The organism is Bradyrhizobium sp. CCBAU 53340 (genome assembly GCF_015291645.1).
GTDB lineage: Bacteria > Pseudomonadota > Alphaproteobacteria > Rhizobiales > Xanthobacteraceae > Bradyrhizobium.
On the sequence record NZ_CP030055.1, the window covers coordinates 805565 to 827561 of the forward strand.

21 protein-coding genes are annotated in these 21997 nt (G+C 63.5%); 11 read left to right on the top strand and 10 right to left on the bottom strand.

What is annotated here, in order from left to right:
- The first annotated feature begins 75 nt into the window (after positions 1-75).
- From XH89_RS03740 to XH89_RS03750, 3 genes are all read left to right on the top strand, one after another.
- Positions 76-1038 (top strand): tetratricopeptide repeat protein, encoded by a 963-nt coding sequence (locus XH89_RS03740; protein ID WP_194465791.1) that lies wholly within the window; start codon positions 76-78, stop codon positions 1036-1038.
- A gap of 6 nt (positions 1039-1044) precedes the next feature.
- Positions 1045-1524: a hypothetical protein gene (locus tag XH89_RS03745; RefSeq protein ID WP_194465792.1), complete on the top strand. Its 480-nt coding sequence runs from the start codon at positions 1045-1047 to the stop codon at positions 1522-1524.
- A 242-nt stretch (positions 1525-1766) separates the two neighbouring features.
- A complete protein-coding gene (locus XH89_RS03750; protein WP_194465793.1) occupies positions 1767-2183 on the top strand; it encodes an SRPBCC family protein in 417 nt (138 codons plus the stop codon).
- A gap of 109 nt (positions 2184-2292) precedes the next feature.
- Here XH89_RS03750 and XH89_RS03755 read toward each other — a convergent pair whose 3' ends face one another.
- Positions 2293-3060, bottom strand: coding sequence for an alpha/beta fold hydrolase (locus tag XH89_RS03755; RefSeq protein ID WP_246767728.1), 768 nt, complete (start codon positions 3058-3060; stop codon positions 2293-2295).
- 328 nt (positions 3061-3388) lie between these two features.
- On the opposite strand from XH89_RS03755, the gene XH89_RS03760 reads away from it, so the two are divergent.
- Both XH89_RS03760 and XH89_RS03765 read left to right on the top strand, forming a co-directional pair.
- Positions 3389-3694, top strand: a complete 306-nt coding sequence (locus tag XH89_RS03760) for a hypothetical protein (protein WP_246767729.1) — start codon at positions 3389-3391, stop codon at positions 3692-3694.
- 7 nt (positions 3695-3701) lie between these two features.
- A complete protein-coding gene (locus XH89_RS03765; protein ID WP_194465795.1) occupies positions 3702-4820 on the top strand; it encodes a lipopolysaccharide assembly protein LapB in 1119 nt (372 codons plus the stop codon).
- Here XH89_RS03765 and XH89_RS03770 read toward each other — a convergent pair.
- Complete coding sequence (locus tag XH89_RS03770; RefSeq protein WP_194465796.1) at positions 4817-5062, bottom strand: hypothetical protein; 246 nt, start codon at positions 5060-5062, stop codon at positions 4817-4819. The two genes, XH89_RS03765 and XH89_RS03770, sit on opposite strands and share 4 nt — an antisense overlap.
- A 127-nt stretch (positions 5063-5189) precedes the next feature.
- Positions 5190-5399 (bottom strand): hypothetical protein, encoded by a 210-nt coding sequence (locus XH89_RS03775; RefSeq protein WP_194465797.1) that lies wholly within the window; start codon positions 5397-5399, stop codon positions 5190-5192.
- 386 nt (positions 5400-5785) lie between these two features.
- Between XH89_RS03775 and XH89_RS03780 the strand changes: the two genes are divergently transcribed.
- Entirely contained in the window at positions 5786-6475 is a 690-nt protein-coding gene (locus XH89_RS03780; RefSeq protein WP_194465798.1) for an aspartate/glutamate racemase family protein, read from the top strand.
- 269 nt (positions 6476-6744) lie between these two features.
- Positions 6745-7857 carry a helix-turn-helix transcriptional regulator gene (locus XH89_RS03785; protein ID WP_194465799.1) on the top strand — a complete coding sequence of 371 codons (1113 nt, stop codon included), beginning with the start codon at positions 6745-6747 and terminating at the stop codon, positions 7855-7857.
- An 814-nt stretch (positions 7858-8671) separates the two neighbouring features.
- Here the strand turns inward: XH89_RS03785 and lepA are convergent.
- Positions 8672-10483 carry a translation elongation factor 4 gene (lepA, locus tag XH89_RS03790; RefSeq protein WP_194465800.1) on the bottom strand — a complete coding sequence of 604 codons (1812 nt, stop codon included), beginning with the start codon at positions 10481-10483 and terminating at the stop codon, positions 8672-8674.
- 113 nt (positions 10484-10596) lie between these two features.
- Here lepA and XH89_RS03795 point away from each other — a divergent pair, with 113 nt between their 5' ends.
- A complete protein-coding gene (locus XH89_RS03795; RefSeq protein ID WP_194465801.1) occupies positions 10597-12222 on the top strand; it encodes a glycosyltransferase family 39 protein in 1626 nt (541 codons plus the stop codon).
- 18 nt (positions 12223-12240) lie between these two features.
- Here XH89_RS03795 and XH89_RS03800 read toward each other — a convergent pair whose 3' ends face one another.
- The 5 genes from XH89_RS03800 to XH89_RS03820 all read right to left on the bottom strand — a co-directional run bounded on the left by XH89_RS03800 (position 12241) and on the right by XH89_RS03820 (position 16233).
- On the bottom strand, positions 12241-12558 hold the full coding sequence (locus XH89_RS03800; RefSeq protein ID WP_194465802.1) for an HPr family phosphocarrier protein: 318 nt from the start codon (positions 12556-12558) through the stop codon (positions 12241-12243).
- Positions 12555-12956, bottom strand: coding sequence for a PTS sugar transporter subunit IIA (locus XH89_RS03805; RefSeq protein WP_007597752.1), 402 nt, complete (start codon positions 12954-12956; stop codon positions 12555-12557). Before XH89_RS03805 ends, XH89_RS03800 begins: the two co-directional genes overlap by 4 nt.
- A gap of 207 nt (positions 12957-13163) precedes the next feature.
- Positions 13164-13628: an HPr kinase/phosphorylase gene (locus tag XH89_RS03810; RefSeq protein ID WP_246767730.1), complete on the bottom strand. Its 465-nt coding sequence runs from the start codon at positions 13626-13628 to the stop codon at positions 13164-13166.
- A complete protein-coding gene (locus tag XH89_RS03815; RefSeq protein WP_194465803.1) occupies positions 13625-15415 on the bottom strand; it encodes a sensor histidine kinase in 1791 nt (596 codons plus the stop codon). Before XH89_RS03815 ends, XH89_RS03810 begins: the two co-directional genes overlap by 4 nt.
- A gap of 116 nt (positions 15416-15531) precedes the next feature.
- Positions 15532-16233 carry a response regulator transcription factor gene (locus XH89_RS03820; protein ID WP_008542552.1) on the bottom strand — a complete coding sequence of 234 codons (702 nt, stop codon included), beginning with the start codon at positions 16231-16233 and terminating at the stop codon, positions 15532-15534.
- Positions 16234-16475: 242 nt separating this feature from the next.
- Here XH89_RS03820 and XH89_RS03825 point away from each other — a divergent pair, with 242 nt between their 5' ends.
- Positions 16476-17210 (top strand): HugZ family protein, encoded by a 735-nt coding sequence (locus XH89_RS03825; RefSeq protein WP_194465804.1) that lies wholly within the window; start codon positions 16476-16478, stop codon positions 17208-17210.
- A gap of 83 nt (positions 17211-17293) precedes the next feature.
- The gene (locus tag XH89_RS03830) at positions 17294-19888 is read left to right on the top strand and encodes a CHAT domain-containing tetratricopeptide repeat protein (protein ID WP_194465805.1); all 2595 of its coding nucleotides are present in this window, start codon (positions 17294-17296) and stop codon (positions 19886-19888) included.
- On the opposite strand, the gene XH89_RS03835 is transcribed toward XH89_RS03830, so the two are convergent.
- Positions 19863-20066 (bottom strand): hypothetical protein, encoded by a 204-nt coding sequence (locus tag XH89_RS03835; RefSeq protein WP_194465806.1) that lies wholly within the window; start codon positions 20064-20066, stop codon positions 19863-19865. The two genes, XH89_RS03830 and XH89_RS03835, sit on opposite strands and share 26 nt — an antisense overlap.
- 104 nt (positions 20067-20170) lie before the next feature.
- Between XH89_RS03835 and XH89_RS03840 the strand changes: the two genes are divergently transcribed.
- Complete coding sequence (locus tag XH89_RS03840; protein WP_194465807.1) at positions 20171-21787, top strand: phosphoenolpyruvate carboxykinase; 1617 nt, start codon at positions 20171-20173, stop codon at positions 21785-21787.
- The last annotated feature ends 210 nt before the right edge of the window (positions 21788-21997 follow it).

A 21997-nucleotide genomic window follows, 5' to 3' on the forward strand; every position in this document is an offset into this window, starting at 1 on the left:
CCGCATTGAACCCGTCCGGCCTCCAGCCGCACCAACACCGCGTACGTCCCTGAGATCAGCGACGAGGAACGCGCGATGAAGGTCCTGAAGGCATCGATCTGTGTTGCGGTCGCCGCGCTGGCGCTGAGCCTGTCGCTCGGTGCGCTGTCTTATGCGGCAGAGGATGAGGCGGGCACGCTCACCCAGCAGATGAAAGAACTCTATCGGGCCGGCAAATATGCCGAAGCGCTGCCGCTCGCCCAGAAGGCCCTCGCCCTTCGCGAGAAGGAGTTCGGCACCGAAGACGCCATGGTCGCGATGCCGCTCAATGATCTGGGCACGATCCACTACAATCTGGGCCAGTACCCGGTCGCCGAACTGCTGTACAAGCGGGCGCTGGCGATCAGGGAGAAGACGCTCGGTCCTGATGCCACCGAAGTCGCAACCGTGCTGAACAATCTGGGCGAGCTCTACCGCGTGGAGGAGCATTACGCCGAAGCGGAGCCGCTGCTCAAGCGCTCGATCGCCATTCGGGAGAAAGCGCTCGGTCGGAGCGATCCTTCCATCGTGATGGCCCTGAGCAACCTTGCTGCCGTCTACAGCAATCAGGGACGCTACGACCAGTCGGAGCCGTTGTTCAAACGGGGACTCACCATTCTTCAGAAGGCGAACGGCCCGGACGATCCCGAAGCCACGGTGTTGATGAGCAATCTCGCCGATGCCTACATGCATCGGCATCGCTACGCGGATGCCGAGCGGCTGCTCAAGCGATCGATCGCGGTGACGGAGAAGGCCTACGGCCCCGACCATCCCGACATTGCCCAGGCGCAGAACAATCTGGCGACGCTCTATGCCCGTCAGGGGCGCAATGCCGATGCCGAGCTTCTGTACAGGCAGTCGGTGGTCACCTACGAGAAGACGCTCGGTCCCGACCATCCGGATCTCGTCGACGTCCTCGACAATCTCGCCGCGTTCTACAAGGACCAGGGTCGCTACGCCGATGCCCAGCAGCTGTTCAAACGGTCGGCGGCCATTCGCGCCAAAGCGCGGCCGATCTGAGCCGCAATGCGCATCTTCCTTGCTGCCATGATCCTCGTTGCCGTCACGGCGAATGCGTCGCCGAGCGCGGCCAGTGATTGGCAGTATGGTTGCCGAGGCGTGCTGCCCAGCGGCGATGCGCCGGTCATCATCTTCAATCGCTCTTCGCTCATCATGCTGCCGAAGGCCTGGGTCGGCGGATCGCTGCTGGGTTCGGTCAACGATCAGCTGCTGAGCTCGAGCTTCCGCGCCAGCGACAACAATTCGGGCCTGGTTCCGACCATGGTGTTCGCGCGCGACGATCATCCCGACGAAAAGCTGACCCTGACCGAGACGTCGTCGAAAGTGATTTCGGATGTTCACCGACCGGCCGGCAGCCAGCCGCGCTCCGAGCAGATCACCACCTACCGCAAGGTCTACCGGTGGGTCAGCGACGGCATCTATCGAGGTCCCTACGAGATCAAGATGGACTGCGTCAATTACGAGCTCTCGGCGCCGCACCGATAGCTTGCCAAGCCGCCTTGCCAAGTCGCATCTGATCTTGCGGTCATGCGTCCGCGGCCGCGCGGGCGGCCAACGAATTCACCGACAATTCTCAAAGTTTTTTGCGGATCGGCGGCCTAACCATGTCGGCACAGGCCGGTCTCGATCGTCCTTGGGGGGACATCGCCCGGATGCGCTGGACATTGGCCCCGCAGACATGAAGTGATGCCACCTCGAAGCGTTAAGATTGAACTGGAGCAAGACCCATGAGGATTACCGTCGAAACCAGCGTCGCAGCCCCGATCGACCAGGTCTGGCGCGCCTATACGACCCCCGCGGACATCGTGAAGTGGAACGCCGCGTCGGACGACTGGCATACGACCAAGGCGACGGTCGACCTGCGGGAAGGCGGCCTGTTTTCGTCGCGCATGGAGGCCAAGGACGGCAGCATGGGCTTTGACTTCGCCGGGACCTACACGACCATCGTCGAGCACAAGCTGATCGAATATGCGTTCGGCCCTCGCAAGGCCGAGGTCGAGTTCGTGCCCGGATCGAAAGGCGTCACCGTCCGCGTCGTCTTTGATGGCGAAGAGACCCACTCGGTCGAGCAGCAGCGCGGCGGCTGGCAGGCGATCCTCGACAGCTTTGCGCGCTACGTCGAAGCGAAGCAGAAGGCGTCGTAAAGGGCGTCGAGAGCAGGTCCCGCGGATGTCGTTCGCGCGCGGGCCGAGCGAGACGGATCGCTCGGCCCGCAACTTGCTCTTGATGAGATCTGATCAGATCAGATCGCTCTTATGCGGCTTTCACCAGCACATCAGTCAACCAATCCGGCTGGGAGATCATGACCGAGTGGCCGGACGTCGTGTTTTCGAGGACGGTCCAGGAACTGTCCGACCTGCATTCCGCGGCCGCCTTGTCCAGGGCGGCCAACTGGAATTTTGGCAACCGGATGTAGGTCTTCTTCGCGACCTTTTCGCGAGCGCCCGATAGCTTCACCGGCTGGAGCCATGTGCCGATCGGTTGCGGTGTCACCTTTGACAGCACCCAGGCAACGTCTTGCGGATCGCTAAAGGCCGTCGGCGGGAGTGCTTTGGGCGCCGGACGGCTGATCGCGCCGTCCTCGATCGGGAAGGGAACGAGGTCTCGGAACGCCTGGCCGTCGGCGGGTTTGACTGCATCAACCCAGACGATCGCAGACACGCGGCTTCCGATCCGCTCGAGAGCGCCCGATGCGGGACATCCGGCATAGGAATGGGCGACGAGGCAAATGTCTTTCAGGTCTTCCCATTCGACGAGATTGGCGATGTCCGTGATGTGCGTGTCGAGATTGATCTCTTTGCTGAGAAGGTGCGAACGCTCCGCCAGTCCCGAGAGCGTAAACGCATAGACTTTATGGCCCTGCTTTTCGAGCCTCTCGGTGACGCGGTGCCAGCACCATGCGCCGTAGAAGGCGCCGCCGATAAGAACGAAGGTCTTCCGTGCGGACTGGGCACGGGCATCGTCGATGCCGAATGAAGTTGCCGAGGCCGCGCCCACTCCGGCCGCGAGACCGCCGATCATTCTGCGGCGCGTGACACCTGATAAAGTCATGAAATCCCTCCTGCGCAAAAAATGGGTTCAAATAAGAGTGCGATAGTTTAATCGCCAAAATCGAATTGGTGGAAGACAGGTTCGGCAGGCTTCGAGGGAGATTTTGGTCCGGCTCCCGACCCGGCGGTGATTGCCAGCGCGTGCTCATGCGCCGAGCCTTTCATTGCGGCTGACGTCTCCGCAAAGAAACGGCTAACCACGTTTTGAGGGCCGCATGGGCGAGGGCATGGGAAGTTAAATCAACCAGTGATAGCGTGTGTTTCCCGGGATCAACCAAGGGGAACCTGTCGTGCCTGGAATGACCAAGCCTCGCTCTTGGTTTCTGTCTGTCGCAGTGTGGATCGGGCTTGTCGGAGCTTTCGTCGCTTTGTTTGCGTTCACGTCAGGCAGCGGATTGCCATACTGGTTGGTGAGCCTTGTTGTCTCCTGGTTACCGTTCATTGTGCTCGTGGGTTTCTGGCTGTGGTTCTCGCGCAAGTACGGACGCACCGCATCCGGAGCGAGTTGGGTCGATCTCTACGAGCAGCAGGTCGCCGAATCCCAACGTACGAATGCATTGTTGGAGAGGATCGCAGCGGCTCTTGAGAAGCCCTCTGCAGGTTAGCTCAGCCATGGGTGCATCGCTGGGAGGAAGGATGCGCTCAAGAATTTTCGCGCGCATCTGGCTGGTTGTCCTGGCACTTGCGGCGGCCGATGCCGTCAGCCGGCCGGCGGCAGCCGACGACCAACAGGATTGCTTGCACGGGTCGAAGGAAGCCGCTCGATCGACCATCGCCGCCTGTACCCGCGCGATCGAAAGCGGCGACTACGATGACCAAAGCCTGTCCAATTTGTATCATGCGCGCGGCTACTCCTGGTCTTTGACAGACCTCGCCAATCGCGATGACCGCGCTTTGAACGATTACAGCGAGGCGATCCGGCGCGAACCCAAAGCTGTCAGCTCATTGCTGAACCGCTCGCATATCTACAACCAGCGGCATGACTACGCCCGGGCGATCGCGGACGTGAACCGGGCGTTCGAAGGCGACCTGTCGGACTATGGAAAGCGGGTCGGATACAGTGAGCGCGGCTATGCCTATCAGGCCAAGGGCGACAACGACCGTGCCATCGCAGACTATACTGACAGCCTCGGGCTGAATGCGGACAACTACGTCGCCCTCACTTACCGAGGCAACGCCTACTTCGCCAAAGGCGATCTTGATCGCGCCATCGCCGACTACGACCATGTGATCGCGCTCTATCCGAACTATGCGGTCGGTTACTACAACCGCTGCCTCGCCTACAGGGAAAAGGGAGACCTTGATCGCGTCATCGCCGACTGCAGCCAGGCGATCGCGCTCTATCCGCAATACAGGGACGCCTACTACTCTCGCAGCTACGCCTATCAGGCCAAGGGCGACCTCGACCGCGCCATCGCCGATTACGATCAGATGATCGCGCTCGATCCGAACGATAGCGACGCCCATAGCGGTCGTGCCTCCGCGTACCTGTCCAGGGGCGATCTTCGCCGCGCCGCCGCGGACGTCGGTCCGGAGCCGGTGCTATCTTTTCTCGTCGCCATTGGCTTTGGCGTGGCAGCCTGGTTGTGTTTCCGAGGCACGCGTGCGGGCGGGCGGCGGTCCGGGCGGACGATGATCGAGATGTGCGAGCAGCAGATCGCCGATATCAAGCGCCGGAACGCCGTCCTGGAGAAGGTCGCCGCGGCGTTGGAGAAGCGTTCGTCGGCTTAGCATCCACGGCAGATACCGCTGATCTTGCGATCGATCATGGCATCTTCCTGATCGAGGAAATCCTGCGGTCCCATGGTTGTTGGTGGCACGTCGGCCGCGTGCGGCTGGCGGTGACCGACCGGGGCCGTCCAGGGCTTTGTGGTCGTTTCCTTGCCGGCCGCCGATGGATGGAAGGATTGCGCCGACGCGGCGCCGATTGTCGCTACGAGTGCGAACACGACCAGGAGCTTCGAGGTGATCATCGCGGTCTCCAAATGGCATCCGCGCGAGATGCGCGGCTCTGACATTCAGATTTGCGCCGGAGAGCTGTTATTCCGCGCCTGGCGGAGGCGTGATGCCGCCGTGATCCTGCCTTGCGGAGCGGCCTGGTCAGACCGGTACCTTGCGCCCGATCAGGCCGAATACGATCATGACGAGGCTGATGCCGCCGACGGCGCCGGAGACCTCTCCGACCGTGCGCATCAGGGCGACGGGGTCATTGGACCACAGCGTCATGTCGCGCATCGACAGGAAGAACAGCACGGCCAGCACCAGCAGCACCGTGCCCACCGCAATCAATCGCCAGTTCCGTTGTCGCATGACAGATGCTCCCCCGTATCGCCCGTGGACAGGCGTGTCGTTTCTCTGCAGGGGGATAGTGTCGCCGAGGCCGGATCGGGTTCAATCGGAGCGAGCCCTATCCCCGTCGTCCTGAGGTGCTCGCCTCTTCGGCGAGCCTCGAAGGACGATGGCCCTGCTGCCTGATCATGGCCGTTCATCCTTCGAGGCTCCGCCCACGATGCTTCGCATCGTGGGCCTCGCACCTCAGGATGACGGATCGACGATGAACGACGCGAGGGCAAGGGCTGCCTTGCGTGGGGCGATCTCAAGCTCCGGCATTTTGACTCTTTCTTCCAGGCCGTGATTGGCGGATGTCGGCATCTTCGTTTACGATTCGGGCGGTCCAGATTTCGAAAGGCGAGAGAATGCAAACCATCGGCCTGCTCGGCGGCATGAGCTGGGAGAGCACCGCGCTGTATTACAAGCTCATCAACGAGCGCGTCCGCGATCGGCTGGGCAAGCTGCATTCGGCCCCGCTGTTGATGTATTCCTACGATTTCCAGGACATCAAGGAGATGCAATATGCCGGCCGCTGGGCGGAGGCGGCGGCGAGCCTTGCGAAAACGGCCGAGCTGCTCGAAAGCGCAGGGGCCCGCGCCATCGTGCTGTGCACGAACACGATGCACAAGCTGGCGCCCGAGATCACAGCGAAGCTGACCGTTCCCTTCATTCACATCGGCGACGCGACGGCAGAGCGCATCCGGGCCAGGGGATATCGGCGGGTCGGGCTGCTCGGCACCATCTTCACGATGGAAGAAGACTTCTACATCGACCGGCTGCGCGCCCATGATCTCGATGTCCTCATTCCGTCCGCCAGCGAGCGGGCCGATGTCAATCGCATCATCTATGACGAGCTGTGCCGCGGCGTCGTCGCCGATGCGTCGCGCCGTCGCTACCAGGAGGTGATGGCCGCGCTGGTCGCCCGAGGCGCGGAGTGCATCATCCTCGGCTGCACCGAAATCACGATGCTGGTCGGGGCTGCCGATACCTCGGTCGAGACGTTCGACACCACGGCCATTCACGCCGAGACGGCGGCCGATTTTGCCATCGGGTGAGTTCGGCTGTCGCTGGACCATCGCCATCCGAAGCCGGGTTCCGCGGCTCCGCGGCGCTCCGGATGACCTATGAACCGTCGGGTCATTGAAGCGGCGTCATGATGGCAGCGAGACTATCCGGGTTTGCCCGGGGGACAGCGTGATTGAGTTCCGTGGAAGCGGCTTGCTATCATGCCTCTCACATTCGAGCGGACCACAGCGGCTCAAGCGGAAATGGGCACCGCCCGCCAGAAGGTTCGGTCGATTTTGTTGGGTCTATCGCGGGGACAATGACGGACATCGCTTTCGAGCACATCATCGATCGCATCCACGAGGCTGCGACCGTTCCGGAGCTCTGGCCGGAGGTTCTGGAAGCCATCGCGCATGCCGTAGGCGCATATGGCATGGTCATGATCACCTCGGACACCGACCCGTGGGCTGGCGTCTGGAATGGTGTTGTGACGTCGCCGTCGATCAGTGAGGCGTTCTCGGCGTTCATGCGTGAGGGTATCTCCAGCCGTACCGAGACCACACCCAGGCTTCTGGCGCTCGATCACCCCGGCTTCGTCAGCGAACAGGATGTCTTTTCGCTGGAAGAATGGGAGCGTGATCCATATCGGGTGGAGTGGAACAAGAAATGGGGCTTCGAGCACGCCTGCGCGACTGCGGTCCATAGCCCCTCCGGTGAGCTCATTGTCTTTCACATGGAAAGACTGGCAGGCCGGCCTGCCTTTTCACGGCAGGATCTTGATTTCCTCGACCGCTTTCGTCCCCATCTCGCACGGGCGGCGCTGCTGTCGACCCGTTGGCGCCTCGCCCGGATGCGGGCGGCGACCGAGGCGTTGGCGCTGGTCGGCCTGCCGGCCCTCGCCATCGCGGGGTCCGGACGGGTCGTGGCGGCGAACGCCCTGATCGAAGGCATGACGGATGTCCTGCGGTGGTTGCCGAAGGACCGGCTTGCCATCAGGGACGGCGCAGCCGACGCGCTGCTGCGCACCGGCCTGGCTCAGCTCGGATCGCCTGAAGCGCCCGTGTGTTCCTTCGCGGCGCGCCGGGCAAGCGACCAGGATCGGGTGGTATTTCATCTCGTTTCGATGCCGGGCGAAGCGCGCGATCTGTTCAATGGGGCGGTCGGCCTCCTGATTGTGACGCCCGTGACCGCCTCCCAGGCGCCAAGCCTTGCGCTCATTCGTGGCCTGTTCGATCTCACCCCAAGCGAGGCCCGCGTTGCGCGTGGCATCGCGCAGGGACAGACGATCGGCGACATCGCGGCGCATCACGGGCTGAGCCGCGAAACGATCCGCACGCAGATCAAGGCCGTCCTCGCCAAGACGGGAACGCGAAACCAGAAGAGCGCAGCTGCGCTCTTCGGTGCGATCCCCAGGTTACCCCTCAACGATTGACGCCGGCAAGAATCCGGCCGGATCGGATTAACCTTGGCTATGCGTCGGCGCCTCTTCACCCAAAGGGGTGAAGACACGGGCATGCCGTCCGGGGTCAACTCCGTCGATAAGTCTGACGAGAAGCCGCAGGGATGGTGGGACCGGAGTTTCCGATTTTCGAAATGACGTTGGCGCAGCGCAGGCGACGAGCATGGGCTTGGAGCGTCTGCACCAGCCAGGGCGTGGTGGTGATGCAGGGCCGGGAACGAAGCCGACCTGCCGCAAAGTACCACGCCGAAAGAGCGCTCTTCCTGCTGCTGCTGACCGCCCCCTACCGGTCGCGACTTCCGGCGTAGCGAGGCCCTCATCGAGGCCGCGCCGGAGCCTGAATCGAGATCAGAGATTGCCAGCCGCCCGGTCGTCGGGAAATGTGTCCTGGTCGGCGCCGGCCGGCCGCAGACATCCTTCGTCGTGTGGCGCGAGATCATTTCCACCGTGCCATGGGAATTCCGAAGCCGCCGCTGCAGGCGCCCGTTGAACTCAGGCAAGAGCGGGAGCACCGCATCCTCGTAGGCTCTGAAGTCCGCAACGCCCTCTGCCGGAATTCGGGCGATGAGCGCAAAAGTGACGGGGATGGTTTAATGGGACATCGTCGGCTGCAGGCTGCATCACCGCTATGATGCCATCATACCCCTGTTTTGCCCGACGGATCAAGCGATTTTCGTAAAAATCGAAAAAGCGTAGCGCCGCCAATACGCCGGCTACTGTGCATGGGGTTGTTTTCGAGATTTGCGTCGTCCGGCTCCGAAAATCCCGGGCCGGACCCCGACCGGCCTCAGCTGTCGACCTTCAGTGCGGCAATGAAGGCTTCCTGCGGGATGTCGACCTTGCCGAACTGCCGCATCTTCTTCTTGCCTTCCTTCTGCTTCTCCAGAAGTTTTCGCTTACGCGTGATGTCGCCGCCGTAGCACTTGGCGGTGACGTCCTTGCGCAGCGCGCGCACGGTCTCGCGCGCGATCACCTTGCCGCCGATCGCCGCCTGGATCGGGATCTGGAACATGTGCGGCGGGATCAGCTCCTTCATCTTCTCGACCATGGCGCGGCCGCGCCCTTCCGCGCGGGTGCGGTGGACCAGCATCGAGAGCGCATCGACCGGCTCGGCGTTGACCAGGATCTGCATCTTGACGAGATCGGCCGGCTTGTAGTCGGTGAGATGATAGTCGAACGAGGCGTAGCCCTTGGAGACCGACTTCAGGCGGTCGTAGAAGTCGAACACGACCTCGTTGAGCGGCAGGTCGTATTTCACCATGGCGCGGGAGCCGACATAGGTCAGCTCCTTCTGCGAGCCGCGGCGGTCCTGGCACAGCTTCAGCACGCTGCCGAGATATTCGTCGGGCGTCATGATCGTCGCCTCGATCCAGGGCTCCTGGATCTCCTCGATCTTCACCACGTCAGGCATGTCGACGGGATTGTGGATCTCGAGCTCGGTGCCGTCGGTGAGCTTCATCTTGTAGATGACGCTCGGCGCGGTCGCGATCAGGTTGAGGTCGAACTCGCGCGACAGCCGCTCCTGGATGATCTCGAGGTGGAGCAGGCCGAGGAAGCCGCAGCGAAAGCCGAAGCCGAGTGCGGCCGAGGTCTCCATCTCGAAGGAGAAGCTGGCGTCGTTCAGCCGCAGCTTGCCCATCGCGGCGCGCAGCGTCTCGAAGTCGTCGGCGTCGACAGGGAACAGGCCGCAGAACACCACGGGGATCGCCGGCTTGAAGCCCGGCAGCATCTCGGTGACGGGCTTTCGGTCGTCGGTGATGGTGTCGCCGACGCGGGTGTCGGCCACTTCCTTGATCGCGGCGGTGATGAAGCCGATCTCGCCGGGGCCGAGTTCGTCGACCTGCTGCATCTTCGGCGTGAAGAAGCCGACGCGCTCGACGTCGTAGGCGGCGCCCGTGCCCATCATGCGCACGCGCTGGCCCTTCTTCATGACGCCGTCGACGATGCGCACCAGCACGACGACGCCGAGATAGACGTCGTACCAGCTGTCGACCAGCAGCGCCTTCAGCGTCGCGTCGCGATCGCCCTTCGGCGGCGGCAGGCGGGTGACGATGGCTTCGAGCACATCAGGGATGCCGAGGCCGGTCTTGGCCGAGATCATTACCGCGTCGGAAGCGTCGATGCCGATGACGTCCTCGATCTGCTGCTTGACCTTCTCCGGCTCGGCGGCCGGCAGGTCGACCTTGTTCAGGACCGGGACGATCTCGTGATTGTTGTCGAGCGCCTGGTAGACATTGGCGAGCGTCTGCGCTTCCACGCCCTGGCTGGCGTCCACCACCAGCAGGGAACCCTCGCACGCCGCCAGCGACCGCGACACCTCGTAGGCGAAGTCGACATGGCCGGGCGTGTCCATCAGGTTGAAGATGTAATCCTTGCCGTCCTTGGCGCGGTACTGGAGCCGCACCGTCTGCGCCTTGATGGTGATGCCGCGCTCGCGCTCGATGTCCATGGAATCGAGCACCTGCTCCTTGCCCGCCATTTCGCGGTCGGAGAGGCCGCCCGTCATCTGGATCAGGCGATCGGCCAGCGTCGATTTGCCATGGTCGATGTGGGCGACGATGGAGAAATTGCGGATGTTGGAAATGGGGACGGTCGTCATGGGCGCGGGATACCACTCACATCCCCGTGCGGCAACCATATTGCTGTATTTTCAGGGCCTTTCTTCACGCCAAGCTGATTCCACCTGATGCCAAAACGCGCTACGCAGGCGCCATGTCAACGACCTCGATCCCCTCCGCCCGCGCGCGCGTGAAAAACCGGGTGAGCTTCAACCGCTTCCGGGCCTGGCTGGTCGCCTACGCGACCGACCCCTCCGCCCGGCTCTGGCTGGTGATCCAGCTCGCTATCCTGCATGCGGTGATCTGGACCTTCATCCTGATCAATCTCAAGGCAGCGCAGGATGTTCACATGGACGTCGCAGAGGCCTGGGGCTGGGGCCAGAAATTCCTCTGGGGCTACGGCAAGCACCCGCCGCTGTCGGGCTGGATCGCGGGCCTCTGGTTCAAGCTGTTCCCGGCGACGGACTGGGCGACCTATGCGCTGGCGATGACGACCGTCGGCGTCGGCATGGTGATCTGCTGGCTGGTGGCGATGCGCGTCGTCGACCCCAGGCGCGCGTTCCTGGTCGTGGTGATGGTCGCGCTCTATCCGATCTTCAATTTCAAGGGGTTCAAGTACAACCCCGATCTGCTTCAGCTCGTCACTCTGCCGTTGGTCGTGCTGGCTTATCTCAACGCGTTCGAGAAGCGGAGCTGGCAGTCGGGCGTCTGGCTCGGGCTTGCCGGCGCGCTGGCGCTGATGACCAAATATTGGGTGCTGACCATGATCGGCGCCATCGGCCTTGCCGCGCTGATCCATCCGGAGCGGATGCGATTCCTGCTGTCGCCGGCGCCATGGGTTGCGATCGCGACGATGGTCGTGGCGATGATCCCGCACATCATCTGGCTCGCGGACGCGCATTTCGTGCCGCTGACCTATGCCGGCGACACCTACAGCCTCGAGGATGCCGGTCTCGTGCATCAGCTCGCGGCCGGCTATGCCCTGCATAATTTTGCGCTGCTGGCGCTGCCGGTGGCGCTTGCCGGGCTCGCAATGGCGCTGGTGCCGCCGTGGGCGACGCTGCTGATGCGCGCGCCCTCGCGCATCGTCACGCGGGCCTGGGCGCGCGGCGTCAATCCCGGTGTCAATGTTTCGCAGGCGCTGAACATCTGGATCATCCAGATCATCGTTGCGGTCGGCCCGCCGCTCGGCGCGCTTGTCTTCAGCGTCTACTTGAAGACCGACTGGGGCATCTCGCTGTTCTTCCTGGTGCCGCTGGCGCTGGTCGCGATCCCCACGCTGCGGGTACAGAGCGCGGTGTTGTTCAACATCACCGCGATCTGGCTCGTGCTCAGCGTCGCGACGCTCATCGCCTCGCCCTGGATCGCCGCGCGCGAGATGGCGGCGAACAGGGACAACACGGCGACCTATGGCGCCCGCTCGGAGCTCGCGCGCGAGCTGACGCAAGCCTGGCATTCGCGCTTCGCCTCGCGCTGGGCGATCGTCGCCGGCACCATGGAGTCGATCCAGCCGATGGTGTTCTACAGTCCCGACCATCCGGTTGCGTTCATCCCGAACGAAGCCTGGAGCTCGGGGCTGACGTCACTCGATGAGGTCAAGAAGGACGGCTTCATCGGCGTGTTCGATCCGACCGACGGCCGTTTGCCCGCGTTCGAAAAATGGGTGTCGGAGATCGCGCCGAACGCCGAGCGCATGGTGATGACGACGCGCCGCTTCACTCACGGCAAGGCCGGCCCGTCAATGACGTGGAATATCTACATCGCCCCGCCGGCGAAGTGAGACTGCCGTTCCGGGGTGCTAAACCCCTTCCTCGTTGAACTTGCTTTCAACGAGCTCGGTGATCGCCACAAGCGCAGCTTCCGCATCCGCACCGGCGGCCGCGACCGTGATCGTGGTGCCGGGGCCTGCAGCTAACATCATCAGGCCCATGATCGAGGTGCCGCCGACGGTCTCGCCGCCGCGCGTCACCCACACCTGCGCGTTGAAGCGCTCGACCGCCTGGACGAATTTCGCCGAGGCGCGCGCATGCAGGCCGCGCTTGTTGATGATCAGGAGCTCCTTGGAGATCGCGCCCGCGGGCACGCCAGTCCCGGCTTGTGGCGCGTCGTCACTCATTTGCCGGCGAGCACTCGGCTGGCGATGGTGACGTATTTGCGTCCGGCTTCCTGTGCCATCGCGATCGCGTCGGGCAGCGGACGCTCTTCGCGCACCTTGGCGAGCTTCACCAGCATGGGCAGGTTGATGCCCGCGAGCACTTCGACCTTGGGTCTGCTCATGCAGGAAATCGCAAGGTTCGACGGCGTGCCGCCGAACATGTCGGTGAGAATCGCAACGCCGTCGCCGGAATCGACGCGGTTAACCGCCTCGATGATGTCGCTTCGGCAGAGATCGGAATCATCTTCGGCCCCGATCGTAATCGCTTCGATTTGCTTTTGTGGGCCCATGACGTGTTCAAGCGCTGCCTTGAATTCGTCGGCAAGGCGCCCGTGGGTCACAAGTACTAGACCAATCATCGGAAAACTCCCGCGGGCGCTTTTGGTGCACCGCACGAACGCGCCACTTTGACCATCCAGAGCCCCCGCGCAAGAGGGGATGTTGCGTATCTCCCTGAATCTAGACGGATGGATGAGGGGAGCTGCGCCGGTCTATTCGGTCGCGAGTGTGGGGTTCATATGGTTACCATTTCCCTTCAAACAATCGGCCGAAGGGTTAGGGGAAGGTTAACTCTTGGTAGTGGTCAAGGCCGCGACAACCAATGGGAGCGGCGAATGGCCCCGGCCGACGGGGATTCGCGGTATTTCGACACCAAAAATGGCTGTTTTCAGCGATTCCGGCGCCGGCAGGCGTTCGGCGTCGTCGGCGTCCAGATCGACCACGAGGCCGACCGCCGCATGCTCCACGAAGTCGCATCGGCGGATTCCAAGCCCGCGAATCTCGATTAGTCCCGCCAGGGCGGGAGCTGGGCGAACCACAATTTCATGGCCGAGTGTCGCCAGATGGACACGGTCGTCGCCGACCAGAACGGCGCTGTCGACCACCCCTGACCGGCCCGCGATGATCAAATCGAAGGCAAGCCGCGACTTGCCGGCGCCCGAAGGCCCGCGGATCAGCACCCCCAGGGACCCGACCTTGACCGCGGAGGCGTGAACGCTCGGCCCGCCGTCGTTCAGACTGCCTTGGCTCATAGCGCCGGCAGCCTCACCACAAAGCGTGCGCCCGCGACCGTCGGCGCCCCGTCTTCGTCCGCGGGGCCGGCGCGGTTCTCGGCCCAGATGCGTCCGCCATGGGCGTCCACGATCTGCTTGGAGATCGAGAGCCCAAGGCCGGAATTCTGGCCAAAGCCCTGATGCGGCCGGTCGGTGTAGAAGCGCTCGAAGATGCGCTCCAGCGCGTCGTCGCGAATGCCGGGGCCGTCGTCGTCGACCACGATCTCGATCTCGCCGCGAACACGGCGGCAGATCAGCCGCACCTTGCTGCCTGCTTCCGAAAACGACTGCGCGTTGGAGAGCAGGTTGGAGACCACCTGCCCGAGCCGCGAATCATGACCGCTGACCGAGAACGTGTCGGTCGGGCCGCGGCCCTCGAAGCGCGCCTCGACGGCGACGTCGTGGCCAAGCTTGGTTTCATTGGCGACGGCGACCAGCGTGCCGAGCAGGCGCCTGAGATCGACCGGGATCGCATCCTGCCGCTGCAATTCGGCGTCGAGGCGGCTTGCGTCGGAAATGTCCGAGATCAGCCGGTCGAGCCGCTTGACGTCATGCTCGATCACCTCGAGCAGGCGGGCGCGGCTGTTCTCGTTGCGCGCCAGCGGCATCGTCTCGACCGCGGAGCGCAGCGAGGTCAGCGGGTTTTTCAGCTCGTGGGCGACGTCGGCAGCGAACATCTCGATCGCCTCGATCCGCTTGTAGAGCGCACTGGTCATGTCGCGCAGCGCGCCGGAGAGATGGCCGATCTCGTCGCGGCGGCGGGTGAAGTCGGGGATCTCGACGCGGGTCTTGATGCGGCGCCGGACCCGCTCGGCGCTGTCGGCAAGCCGGCGCACCGGGCCAGCGATGGTGCTCGCAAGCAGCAGCGACAGCATGATCATGACGGCGGCCGCGACGCCGCCGACCTTGAGGATCGCCAGACGCTCGGCCGTGACCATCTGGTCGATTTCGTCGCCCTGGGTCGACAGCATCAATGCGCCGTGGATGGCACGCGCACGCTGCACGGGGACCGCCACCGAGACGATCACCTCGCCGCGCGTATCAATCCGCACCATCGAGCGCTTCTGGCCTTGGAGCGCATCGGCCACCTCGACATAGCCCTTGCCGTTCTCGCGCCCGAGTTCGCGATAGAGCGGCAGGTCGCCGCGGTTCAGATAGGTCCGCACCGGGACCATCATGCGTTCGACGAGGCCCGGCTTTTGGGACAGCGGCGGCAGCGGAAAGCCCCGCACGCTATCGAGATCACGGCTGTCGAGCAGCACGCTCCCGTTGGGATCGAAAATCCGCGCACGGGTCTTGGTCGGCGAGATCAGCGTGCTCAACACCGGCGCAACGCGCTCGGGATTGATCGGAAAATCCAGCGAATCATCCATCCCGCCGTAGCTCTCGCCCAGCTTCAGGTCGAGCAGCCGCTCGGGATCGACGGTGATCGCGTTGGTCTGCACCGTCGCCGATGCGCCGATGGCGCCGGCGATGATCTCGGCCTGCACCAGCAGGCTCTGTGCACGCGCGTCGATCAGGCCGGCGCGGAACTGCGACAGATAGAGGATGCTCGCGACCAGCGCGACGAGGCCGGCAAGGTTGAGCGAGACGATGCGGCGGGTCAGGCTCGAGAATGACAGCGCGAAGAAGAACTGGCCGGCGCGCTTGAGCCAGTTCAGCGGCCCCCAGCCTTTCGCAACCGGCTTGTCCTCATGGTCCGGGGCGCCGTGGGATAAGATCTCCTCGGCGTTCGAACTCGGATCAGGCTGCGTTCGGTCAAGCAATGCTCACGCCCGCGTTAGGACAGCTCGTTGCGACGGTCCCCGCATCCTAGAGCATGCCCGGTTCTGATGGAATCAGAACCGGCGCAGCCCTCATCTGTCGTGAAGGCGCGTGCGCCTCAGGCTTCCTTGAAGCGGTAGCCGACGCCGTAGAGCGTCTCGATCATCTCGAACTCGTTGTCGACCACCTTGAACTTCTTGCGCAGCCGCTTGATGTGGCTGTCGATGGTGCGGTCGTCGACATAGACCTGGTCGTCATAGGCGGCATCCATCAGCGCGTTGCGGCTCTTGACCACGCCGGGCCGGGTCGCCAGCGCCTGCAGGATCAGGAATTCGGTGACGGTCAGCGTCACCGGCTCGTTCTTCCAGGTGCAGGTATGCCGTTCCGGATCCATGCGCAGTAGGCCGCGATCGAGCGCCTTGGCGTCGTTCTCTTTCGGCGCGACGGTCGGATCCTTCGGCGCCGAGCGGCGCAGCACCGCCTTGACGCGTTCGACCAGGAGACGTTGCGAGAACGGTTTGCGGATAAAGTCGTCGGCGCCCATCTTGAGGCCGAACAGCTCGTCGATCTCTTCGTCCTTGGAGGTCAGGAAGATCACCGGCAGGTCGGACTTCTGGCGGAGCCGGCGCAGCGTCTCCATGCCGTCCATGCGCGGCATCTTAATGTCGAGGATGGCGAGATCAGGCTGGGTGGTGCGAAAACCGTCCAGCGCGGAGGCGCCGTCGGTATAAGTCATGATGCGATAGCCTTCGGCTTCCAGCGCGATCGAGACGGATGTGAGAATGTTGCGGTCGTCGTCGACCAAAGCGATTGTGGGCATGAGCCTCTCTGCTTTCTGCTTTCCGTTTGGGTCGTGGCTTAAACGGCGAGCAATCCAGTGATGCGCCGCATACATGGGTGCCGAATTTGGCGTTCGAACCTTGTCACCGAGCAATGCAAGCAGGGCTGAAGTGTGACCAAGTTCCACGAAACACGGCGGATTCGCCGCATGTCGACCCATAACCGGGCTCGGGTTTACCCGAAAAAAGGCCCGCCTTGCAACCACCCGAACCGAGAAAGCCCATGCAACCGACCCCCGATTTTACCCCCCAGAAGCTGGCCAAATCGCTGCTCAGGCGGTCGCGGCAGGGGGCGCTCGCAACCCTGATGCCTGATAGTGGCGCCCCCTATTGTTCCCTGGTCAATCTGGCCAGCCATCCCGACGGTTCGCCGATCCTGTTGATCTCGCGATTGGCTGTTCATACCAAGAATATCCTCGCAGACAGTCGGGTCTCCCTGATGCTGGACGAGCGCGCCGCGGGAGACCCCCTGGAAGGCGCCCGGATCATGCTGTCCGGCCGGGCCGAACTGGCCGAAGACGAGAAAGATCTGCTCCAGTGGCGGTATCTCAATGCCCACCCGTCGGCGGCGGCCTTTGTCTCGTTCAAGGACTTTTCTTTTTTTCGGATCCGGCCAACGGGAACCCATCTGGTGGCTGGCTTTGGCCGAATCATCGATCTCAGGCCGGAGCAGTTCCTGACGGACCTTGCTGGCGCGGAGGACCTGCTGGCGGCGGAGGAGGGGGCGGTCGAGCATATGAATGCCGATCATCGCGACGCCATGGGTCTTTACGCAACGAAGCTTCTGGGGGCGGCCGCGGGCGACTGGCGCTGCACCGGCTGCGATCCTGAAGGCCTCGACATGCAGGATGGCCAGACTGCGCTGCGACTGGTTTTTCCGGAGCGGGTCACCGATGGCATGTCACTGCGCAAAATGCTGGTCCGCCTGGCGGGCGAAGCGCGCGCCAAGCCGGACTAGAAGAGACGGACTGGGCACATTGAACGCTGCCCCCCATCGCTGCGACCCAAGCTCATGTTCGGTGAGGTTGGCAGCGAGGGTTCATGACAAATCGTCGTTCGGCATGGGTCGCAGGCCTGGCGCTCGCGATCACCGCATCGCTTGTCACGCCCGGCTTTGCCCAGAAGGGCGATCTCGCGGCCCAGAGTGCGCGGATCAATGGGCTCAGAACAGCCGGGAAATATGCGGAAGCGCTGCCTTTGGCGCAGGCCATGGTGGCCTCACTCGAGAACACCGGCAACAACCGCGATCTTGCCGCCGCGCTCAACAACCTCGCGCAGATCTATGCCGACCAGGGACACGACGATCAGGCCGAACCGGTCTACAAGCGCGCCATCGCGCTGATGGAGAAGGGGACCGGCCTCGACAGCGTCGAGATCGCGCCCGTGCTGAACAACCTCGCCGCGCTCGATCAGCGGCAGGGCCGTTTCACCGAGGCCGAACCGCTGTTCAAGCGTGCGCTGGCCGTCCGCGAAAAGGCGCTGTCGCGCGAGCATCCCGATGTCGGCCAGTCCCTGAACAATCTCGCGACGCTCTATGTGAAGCAGGAGCATTTCGCGGAGGCCGAGCCGCTGTTCCAGCGCGCGCTTGCGATCTTCCAGAAGGTCGGCGGTCCCGAGCACCCGGCGGTCGCGACGCTGCTGAACAATCTCGGCCAGCTCTGTCGTGACCTCAACCGCGACGGCGATGCCGAAGCGCCGATCAAGCGCTCGCTTGCGATCCGTGAAAAGGTGCTGGGACCCGATCATCCCGATGTCGCGCGGTCCCTCAACAATCTCGCCGGCCTCTACGAGCACCAGCAGCGCTATGCCGATGCCGAGCCGCTGTATCGCCGCGCGCTCGCCATCCGCGAACGTGCGCTTGGGCCTGATCATCCCGACGTCGCGACATCGACCAGCAATCTCGCTTATTTCCTCTATGTGTCGGGACGAACCGCGGACGCGTTGCCGCTTGCCGAAAAGACGCTTGCGAACAATCGCGCGCAGCTGCGTGTGGTGCTGCCGATCCTGTATGCGGCGCGCCAGCAATCGCTGCTGCCTGATGACAAGGCGCTGGACCAGGCGCTCGCTGCGATCCAGCGCGGCACGCAATCCTCCGCCGCATCGGCCGTGAACAAGCTCGCGGTGCGGCTTGCTGCCGGCAGCGACCGGCTCGCCGAGCTGGTGCGCAAGGACCAGGATCTTGCGGCCGAATCCGAGGCGCTCGACAAGGCGATCATCACGGCCGTGTCGAAATCATCGGCGCAACGCAACGTCGGCTCCGAGCAGCGCAGTCGCGCACGGATCGCAGCCATTGCAAACGAGCGCACCGGCTTGCAGAAGACGCTCGCGGTCGAATTTCCCGACTACGCCTCGCTCTCCAATCCGCTGCCGCTGACGGTCAATGACGTCCAGCCGCTGCTGTCGGCCGATGAAGCGATGGTGCTCTATTCCGTCGTCGACAAGCGCAGCTATGTCATCGCGATCACGCGGGAGAGCGCCGTCTGGAAGGAAATCCCGCTTGGCGCGGACGCGCTGGCACAGAAGGTCACGTCTTTCCGCAGAGGTCTCGATGTCGGCAGGGTGCGCGATGGCTCCGGCAAATCGGGTCTGTTCGACCTCGCTCTCGCCAATGAGCTCTATGTCACGCTGCTCGGGCCGGTCGAGGCGCTGACCAAGGACAAGCGCAGCCTTCTCTTGGTGCCGTCAGGCGCGCTGACCGCACTGCCGTTTCATCTGCTCGTCACGGAGCCGCCGCAAGCTGCGATCCCTGATACGCTCGAGGGCTATCGCAGCGCCGCCTGGCTGCTGCGGCGCCAGGCTGTCTCGGTGCTGCCGTCGGTGGTCAGCCTGAAATCGCTGCGCGCCTTTGCGCGCAAGGACGAGGGCGTCAAGCCGATGACCGGCTTTGGCGATCCCGTATTCAATCCCGCCGAGGGCGGTGCTTCCGACCGTCGCGCCGCAGGCGGCAAGGTTGCTTCACGCAGCATCGCGACGATTGCCTATACCGACTTCTGGCGCGGCGCAGGCGTCGATCGCGCGCGGCTTGCGCAGGCGTTGCCGCAGCTTCCGGATACGGCGGACGAGTTGAACGCCGTGGCGAAAGATGTCGGTGCTGCCGAGGGTGACATCCATCTCGGCCGCGACGCCAGCGAGGCGACGCTCAAGCGTGCACCGCTTGCTCAATACAGTATCGTTTACTTTGCGACCCACGGTCTCGTCGCCGGCGATATCAAGGGTGTGGGCGAGCCCTCGCTCGCGCTGTCCATTCCCGACCAGCCCTCGGAGCTCGACGACGGTTTGCTCACGGCGAGCGAGGTCGCGCAGCTCAAGCTCAATGCAGATTGGGTCGTGCTGTCGGCCTGCAACACGATCGCCGGCGACAAGCCTGGCGCCGAGGCCTTGTCGGGACTTGCGCGCGCCTTCTTCTATGCTGGGGCTCGGGCGCTGCTGGTCTCGCATTGGGCGGTGGATTCCGACGCTGCCACACGCTTGACCACTTCGACTTTCGATCTGCTCAAAAACGAACCAAACATCGGCAGAGCCGAAGCTCTGCGTCGCGCGATGCTAGCGTATGTTGATGACCCGTCGTCGCCCCGCAACGCCTACCCTGCAATGTGGGGACCGTTCGCGCTCATTGGCGAAGGCGCGCGACGATAAAGCGGCGCAACATTTGTGCGTCGCAAAACACTCGGTAACGCTGAAACAGGCATTTGGTTGCGCGATCATTCGTGATTTTTGTATCAAGCCGCTCAAGGCTGACATGCGCGACGTTTGGCGCGGTCCTTGAATAAACCAATTCCTGCGGGATCAGCTTGGCAACGCCAGCGTTCACCATTATTAGGTCGTCCAGCCGAGGCCGGACGGCCTATAATTCACGGTGACCGCGATGGCGACTGAGCTAGGTCGCACTGTGTGTCGCGGGTTCTAGGAGGATTTTTCGTGAAAGAGACGGGCGTGCGCAACGGTGCCTTCGGCGCCGACAAATTCGGCTTAAAGAATCTCAAACAGGTTCACTGGAACCTCGGCGCGCCGCAGCTCTATCAATACTCGCTCGCTGCGGGCGAGGCGGTGCTGTCCGCCGACGGCGCACTCTGCGCCGACACGGGCGAGTTCACGGGCCGCAGTCCGAAAGACAAGTTCACGGTGCGTGACGCCACCACCGACAAGAAGATGTGGTGGGCCGGCAACCAGTCGATCACCTCCGAGCAGTTCGAAACTCTGTATCAGGACTTCCTCAAGCACGCCGAAGGCAAGAGCCTGTTCGCACAGGACCTCTATGGCGGCGCCGATCCGGCCTACCGGATCAAGACCCGCGTCTTCACCGAGCTGGCCTGGCACTCGCTGTTCATCCGCACACTGCTGATTCGCCCCGAGGCGATCGAGCTGTCGACCTTCGTGCCCGAGCTCACCATCATCGACATGCCGAGCTTCCGCGCCGATCCGAAGCGCCATGGCTGCAAGTCGGAGAACGTCGTCGCGATCGACTTCGCCCGCAAGATCGTGCTGATCGGCGGCTCCTACTACGCCGGCGAGATGAAGAAGTCGGTCTTCACCACGCTCAACTACTATCTGCCCGAGCGCGGCGTGATGCCGATGCATTGCTCGGCCAATGTCGGCGCCAAGGGTGACACCGCGATCTTCTTCGGACTGTCGGGCACCGGCAAGACCACGCTGTCGGCCGATCCGAATCGCACCCTGATCGGCGACGATGAGCACGGCTGGGGTCCGAACGGCGTGTTCAATTTCGAAGGCGGCTGCTATGCCAAGTGCATCAAGCTGTCGCAGGAGGCCGAGCCGCAGATCTATGCCGCCTCGACCCGCTTCGGCGCGGTGCTGGAGAATTGCGTGCTCGACGAAGACACCCGCATCGTCGACTTTGACGACGGCTCCAAGACCGAGAACACGCGCTCGGCCTATCCGCTCGATTTCATCCCGAACGCTTCGCGCAGCGGCCGCGCGCCGCAGCCGAAGAACGTGGTGATGCTCGCCGCCGACGCCTTCGGCGTGCTGCCGCCGATCGCCAAGCTGTCGCCGGCGCAGGCGATGTATCACTTCCTCTCCGGCTACACCGCCAAGGTCGCCGGCACCGAGCGCGGGCTCGGCAATGAGCCGCAGCCAGAATTCTCGACCTGCTTCGGCTCGCCGTTTCTGCCGCTCGACCCGAGCGTCTACGGCAACATGCTGCGCGACCTCATTGCCCAGCACAATGTCGACTGCTGGCTGGTCAACACCGGCTGGACCGGCGGCAAGTACGGCGTCGGCTCGCGCATGCCGATCAAGGTGACGCGCGCCTTGCTCACCGCTGCGCTCGACGGAAGCTTGCGCAATGTCGAATTCCGCACCGACAAATATTTCGGCTTCGCGGTCCCGACCGCGCTGCCGGGCGTGCCGAGCGAGATCCTCAATCCGGTCAATACCTGGAAGGACAAGGACGAGTTCGACAAGACCGCACGTGGTCTGGTCGGCATGTTCCAGAAGAACTTCGCCAAGTTCGAGGCCCAGGTGGATGCAGAGGTGCGTGCGGCGGCGCCGGACGTGAAGCTCGCGGCGGAGTAATTTCCAAATCGCTTGGAATGCAAAAGGGCGGCCGCAAGGCTGCCCTTTTGTTTGTGGCCATGTGCGCGAACCACATTCTCGGTGTCGTCCCGGCGAAGGCCGGGACCCATACCGCGTGATCTATCGAGGGCGCGTAGTGCACGTACCGGTGAAGAAGAGATCACTGCAAGTCTTCGCCAAACGACGCCCTATGGTTATGGGTCCCGGCCT

What these genes read in the sequence shown, in the direction of transcription:
- XH89_RS03740 (WP_194465791.1), top strand. Translation starts at nt 76, where the DNA reads ATGAAGGTCCTGAAGGCATCGATCTGTGTTGCGGTCGCCGCGCTGGCG.
- XH89_RS03745 (WP_194465792.1), top strand. Translation starts at nt 1,045, where the DNA reads ATGCGCATCTTCCTTGCTGCCATGATCCTCGTTGCCGTCACGGCGAAT.
- XH89_RS03750 (WP_194465793.1), top strand. Translation starts at nt 1,767, where the DNA reads ATGAGGATTACCGTCGAAACCAGCGTCGCAGCCCCGATCGACCAGGTC.
- XH89_RS03755 (WP_246767728.1), bottom strand. Translation starts at nt 3,060, where the DNA reads ATGATCGGCGGTCTCGCGGCCGGAGTGGGCGCGGCCTCGGCAACTTCA.
- XH89_RS03760 (WP_246767729.1), top strand. Translation starts at nt 3,389, where the DNA reads ATGACCAAGCCTCGCTCTTGGTTTCTGTCTGTCGCAGTGTGGATCGGG.
- XH89_RS03765 (WP_194465795.1), top strand. Translation starts at nt 3,702, where the DNA reads ATGGGTGCATCGCTGGGAGGAAGGATGCGCTCAAGAATTTTCGCGCGC.
- XH89_RS03770 (WP_194465796.1), bottom strand. Translation starts at nt 5,062, where the DNA reads ATGATCACCTCGAAGCTCCTGGTCGTGTTCGCACTCGTAGCGACAATC.
- XH89_RS03775 (WP_194465797.1), bottom strand. Translation starts at nt 5,399, where the DNA reads ATGCGACAACGGAACTGGCGATTGATTGCGGTGGGCACGGTGCTGCTG.
- XH89_RS03780 (WP_194465798.1), top strand. Translation starts at nt 5,786, where the DNA reads ATGCAAACCATCGGCCTGCTCGGCGGCATGAGCTGGGAGAGCACCGCG.
- XH89_RS03785 (WP_194465799.1), top strand. Translation starts at nt 6,745, where the DNA reads ATGACGGACATCGCTTTCGAGCACATCATCGATCGCATCCACGAGGCT.
- lepA (WP_194465800.1), bottom strand. Translation starts at nt 10,483, where the DNA reads ATGACGACCGTCCCCATTTCCAACATCCGCAATTTCTCCATCGTCGCC.
- XH89_RS03795 (WP_194465801.1), top strand. Translation starts at nt 10,597, where the DNA reads ATGTCAACGACCTCGATCCCCTCCGCCCGCGCGCGCGTGAAAAACCGG.
- XH89_RS03800 (WP_194465802.1), bottom strand. Translation starts at nt 12,558, where the DNA reads ATGAGTGACGACGCGCCACAAGCCGGGACTGGCGTGCCCGCGGGCGCG.
- XH89_RS03805 (WP_007597752.1), bottom strand. Translation starts at nt 12,956, where the DNA reads ATGATTGGTCTAGTACTTGTGACCCACGGGCGCCTTGCCGACGAATTC.
- XH89_RS03810 (WP_246767730.1), bottom strand. Translation starts at nt 13,628, where the DNA reads ATGAGCCAAGGCAGTCTGAACGACGGCGGGCCGAGCGTTCACGCCTCC.
- XH89_RS03820 (WP_008542552.1), bottom strand. Translation starts at nt 16,233, where the DNA reads ATGCCCACAATCGCTTTGGTCGACGACGACCGCAACATTCTCACATCC.
- XH89_RS03825 (WP_194465804.1), top strand. Translation starts at nt 16,476, where the DNA reads ATGCAACCGACCCCCGATTTTACCCCCCAGAAGCTGGCCAAATCGCTG.
- XH89_RS03830 (WP_194465805.1), top strand. Translation starts at nt 17,294, where the DNA reads ATGACAAATCGTCGTTCGGCATGGGTCGCAGGCCTGGCGCTCGCGATC.
- XH89_RS03835 (WP_194465806.1), bottom strand. Translation starts at nt 20,066, where the DNA reads ATGGTGAACGCTGGCGTTGCCAAGCTGATCCCGCAGGAATTGGTTTAT.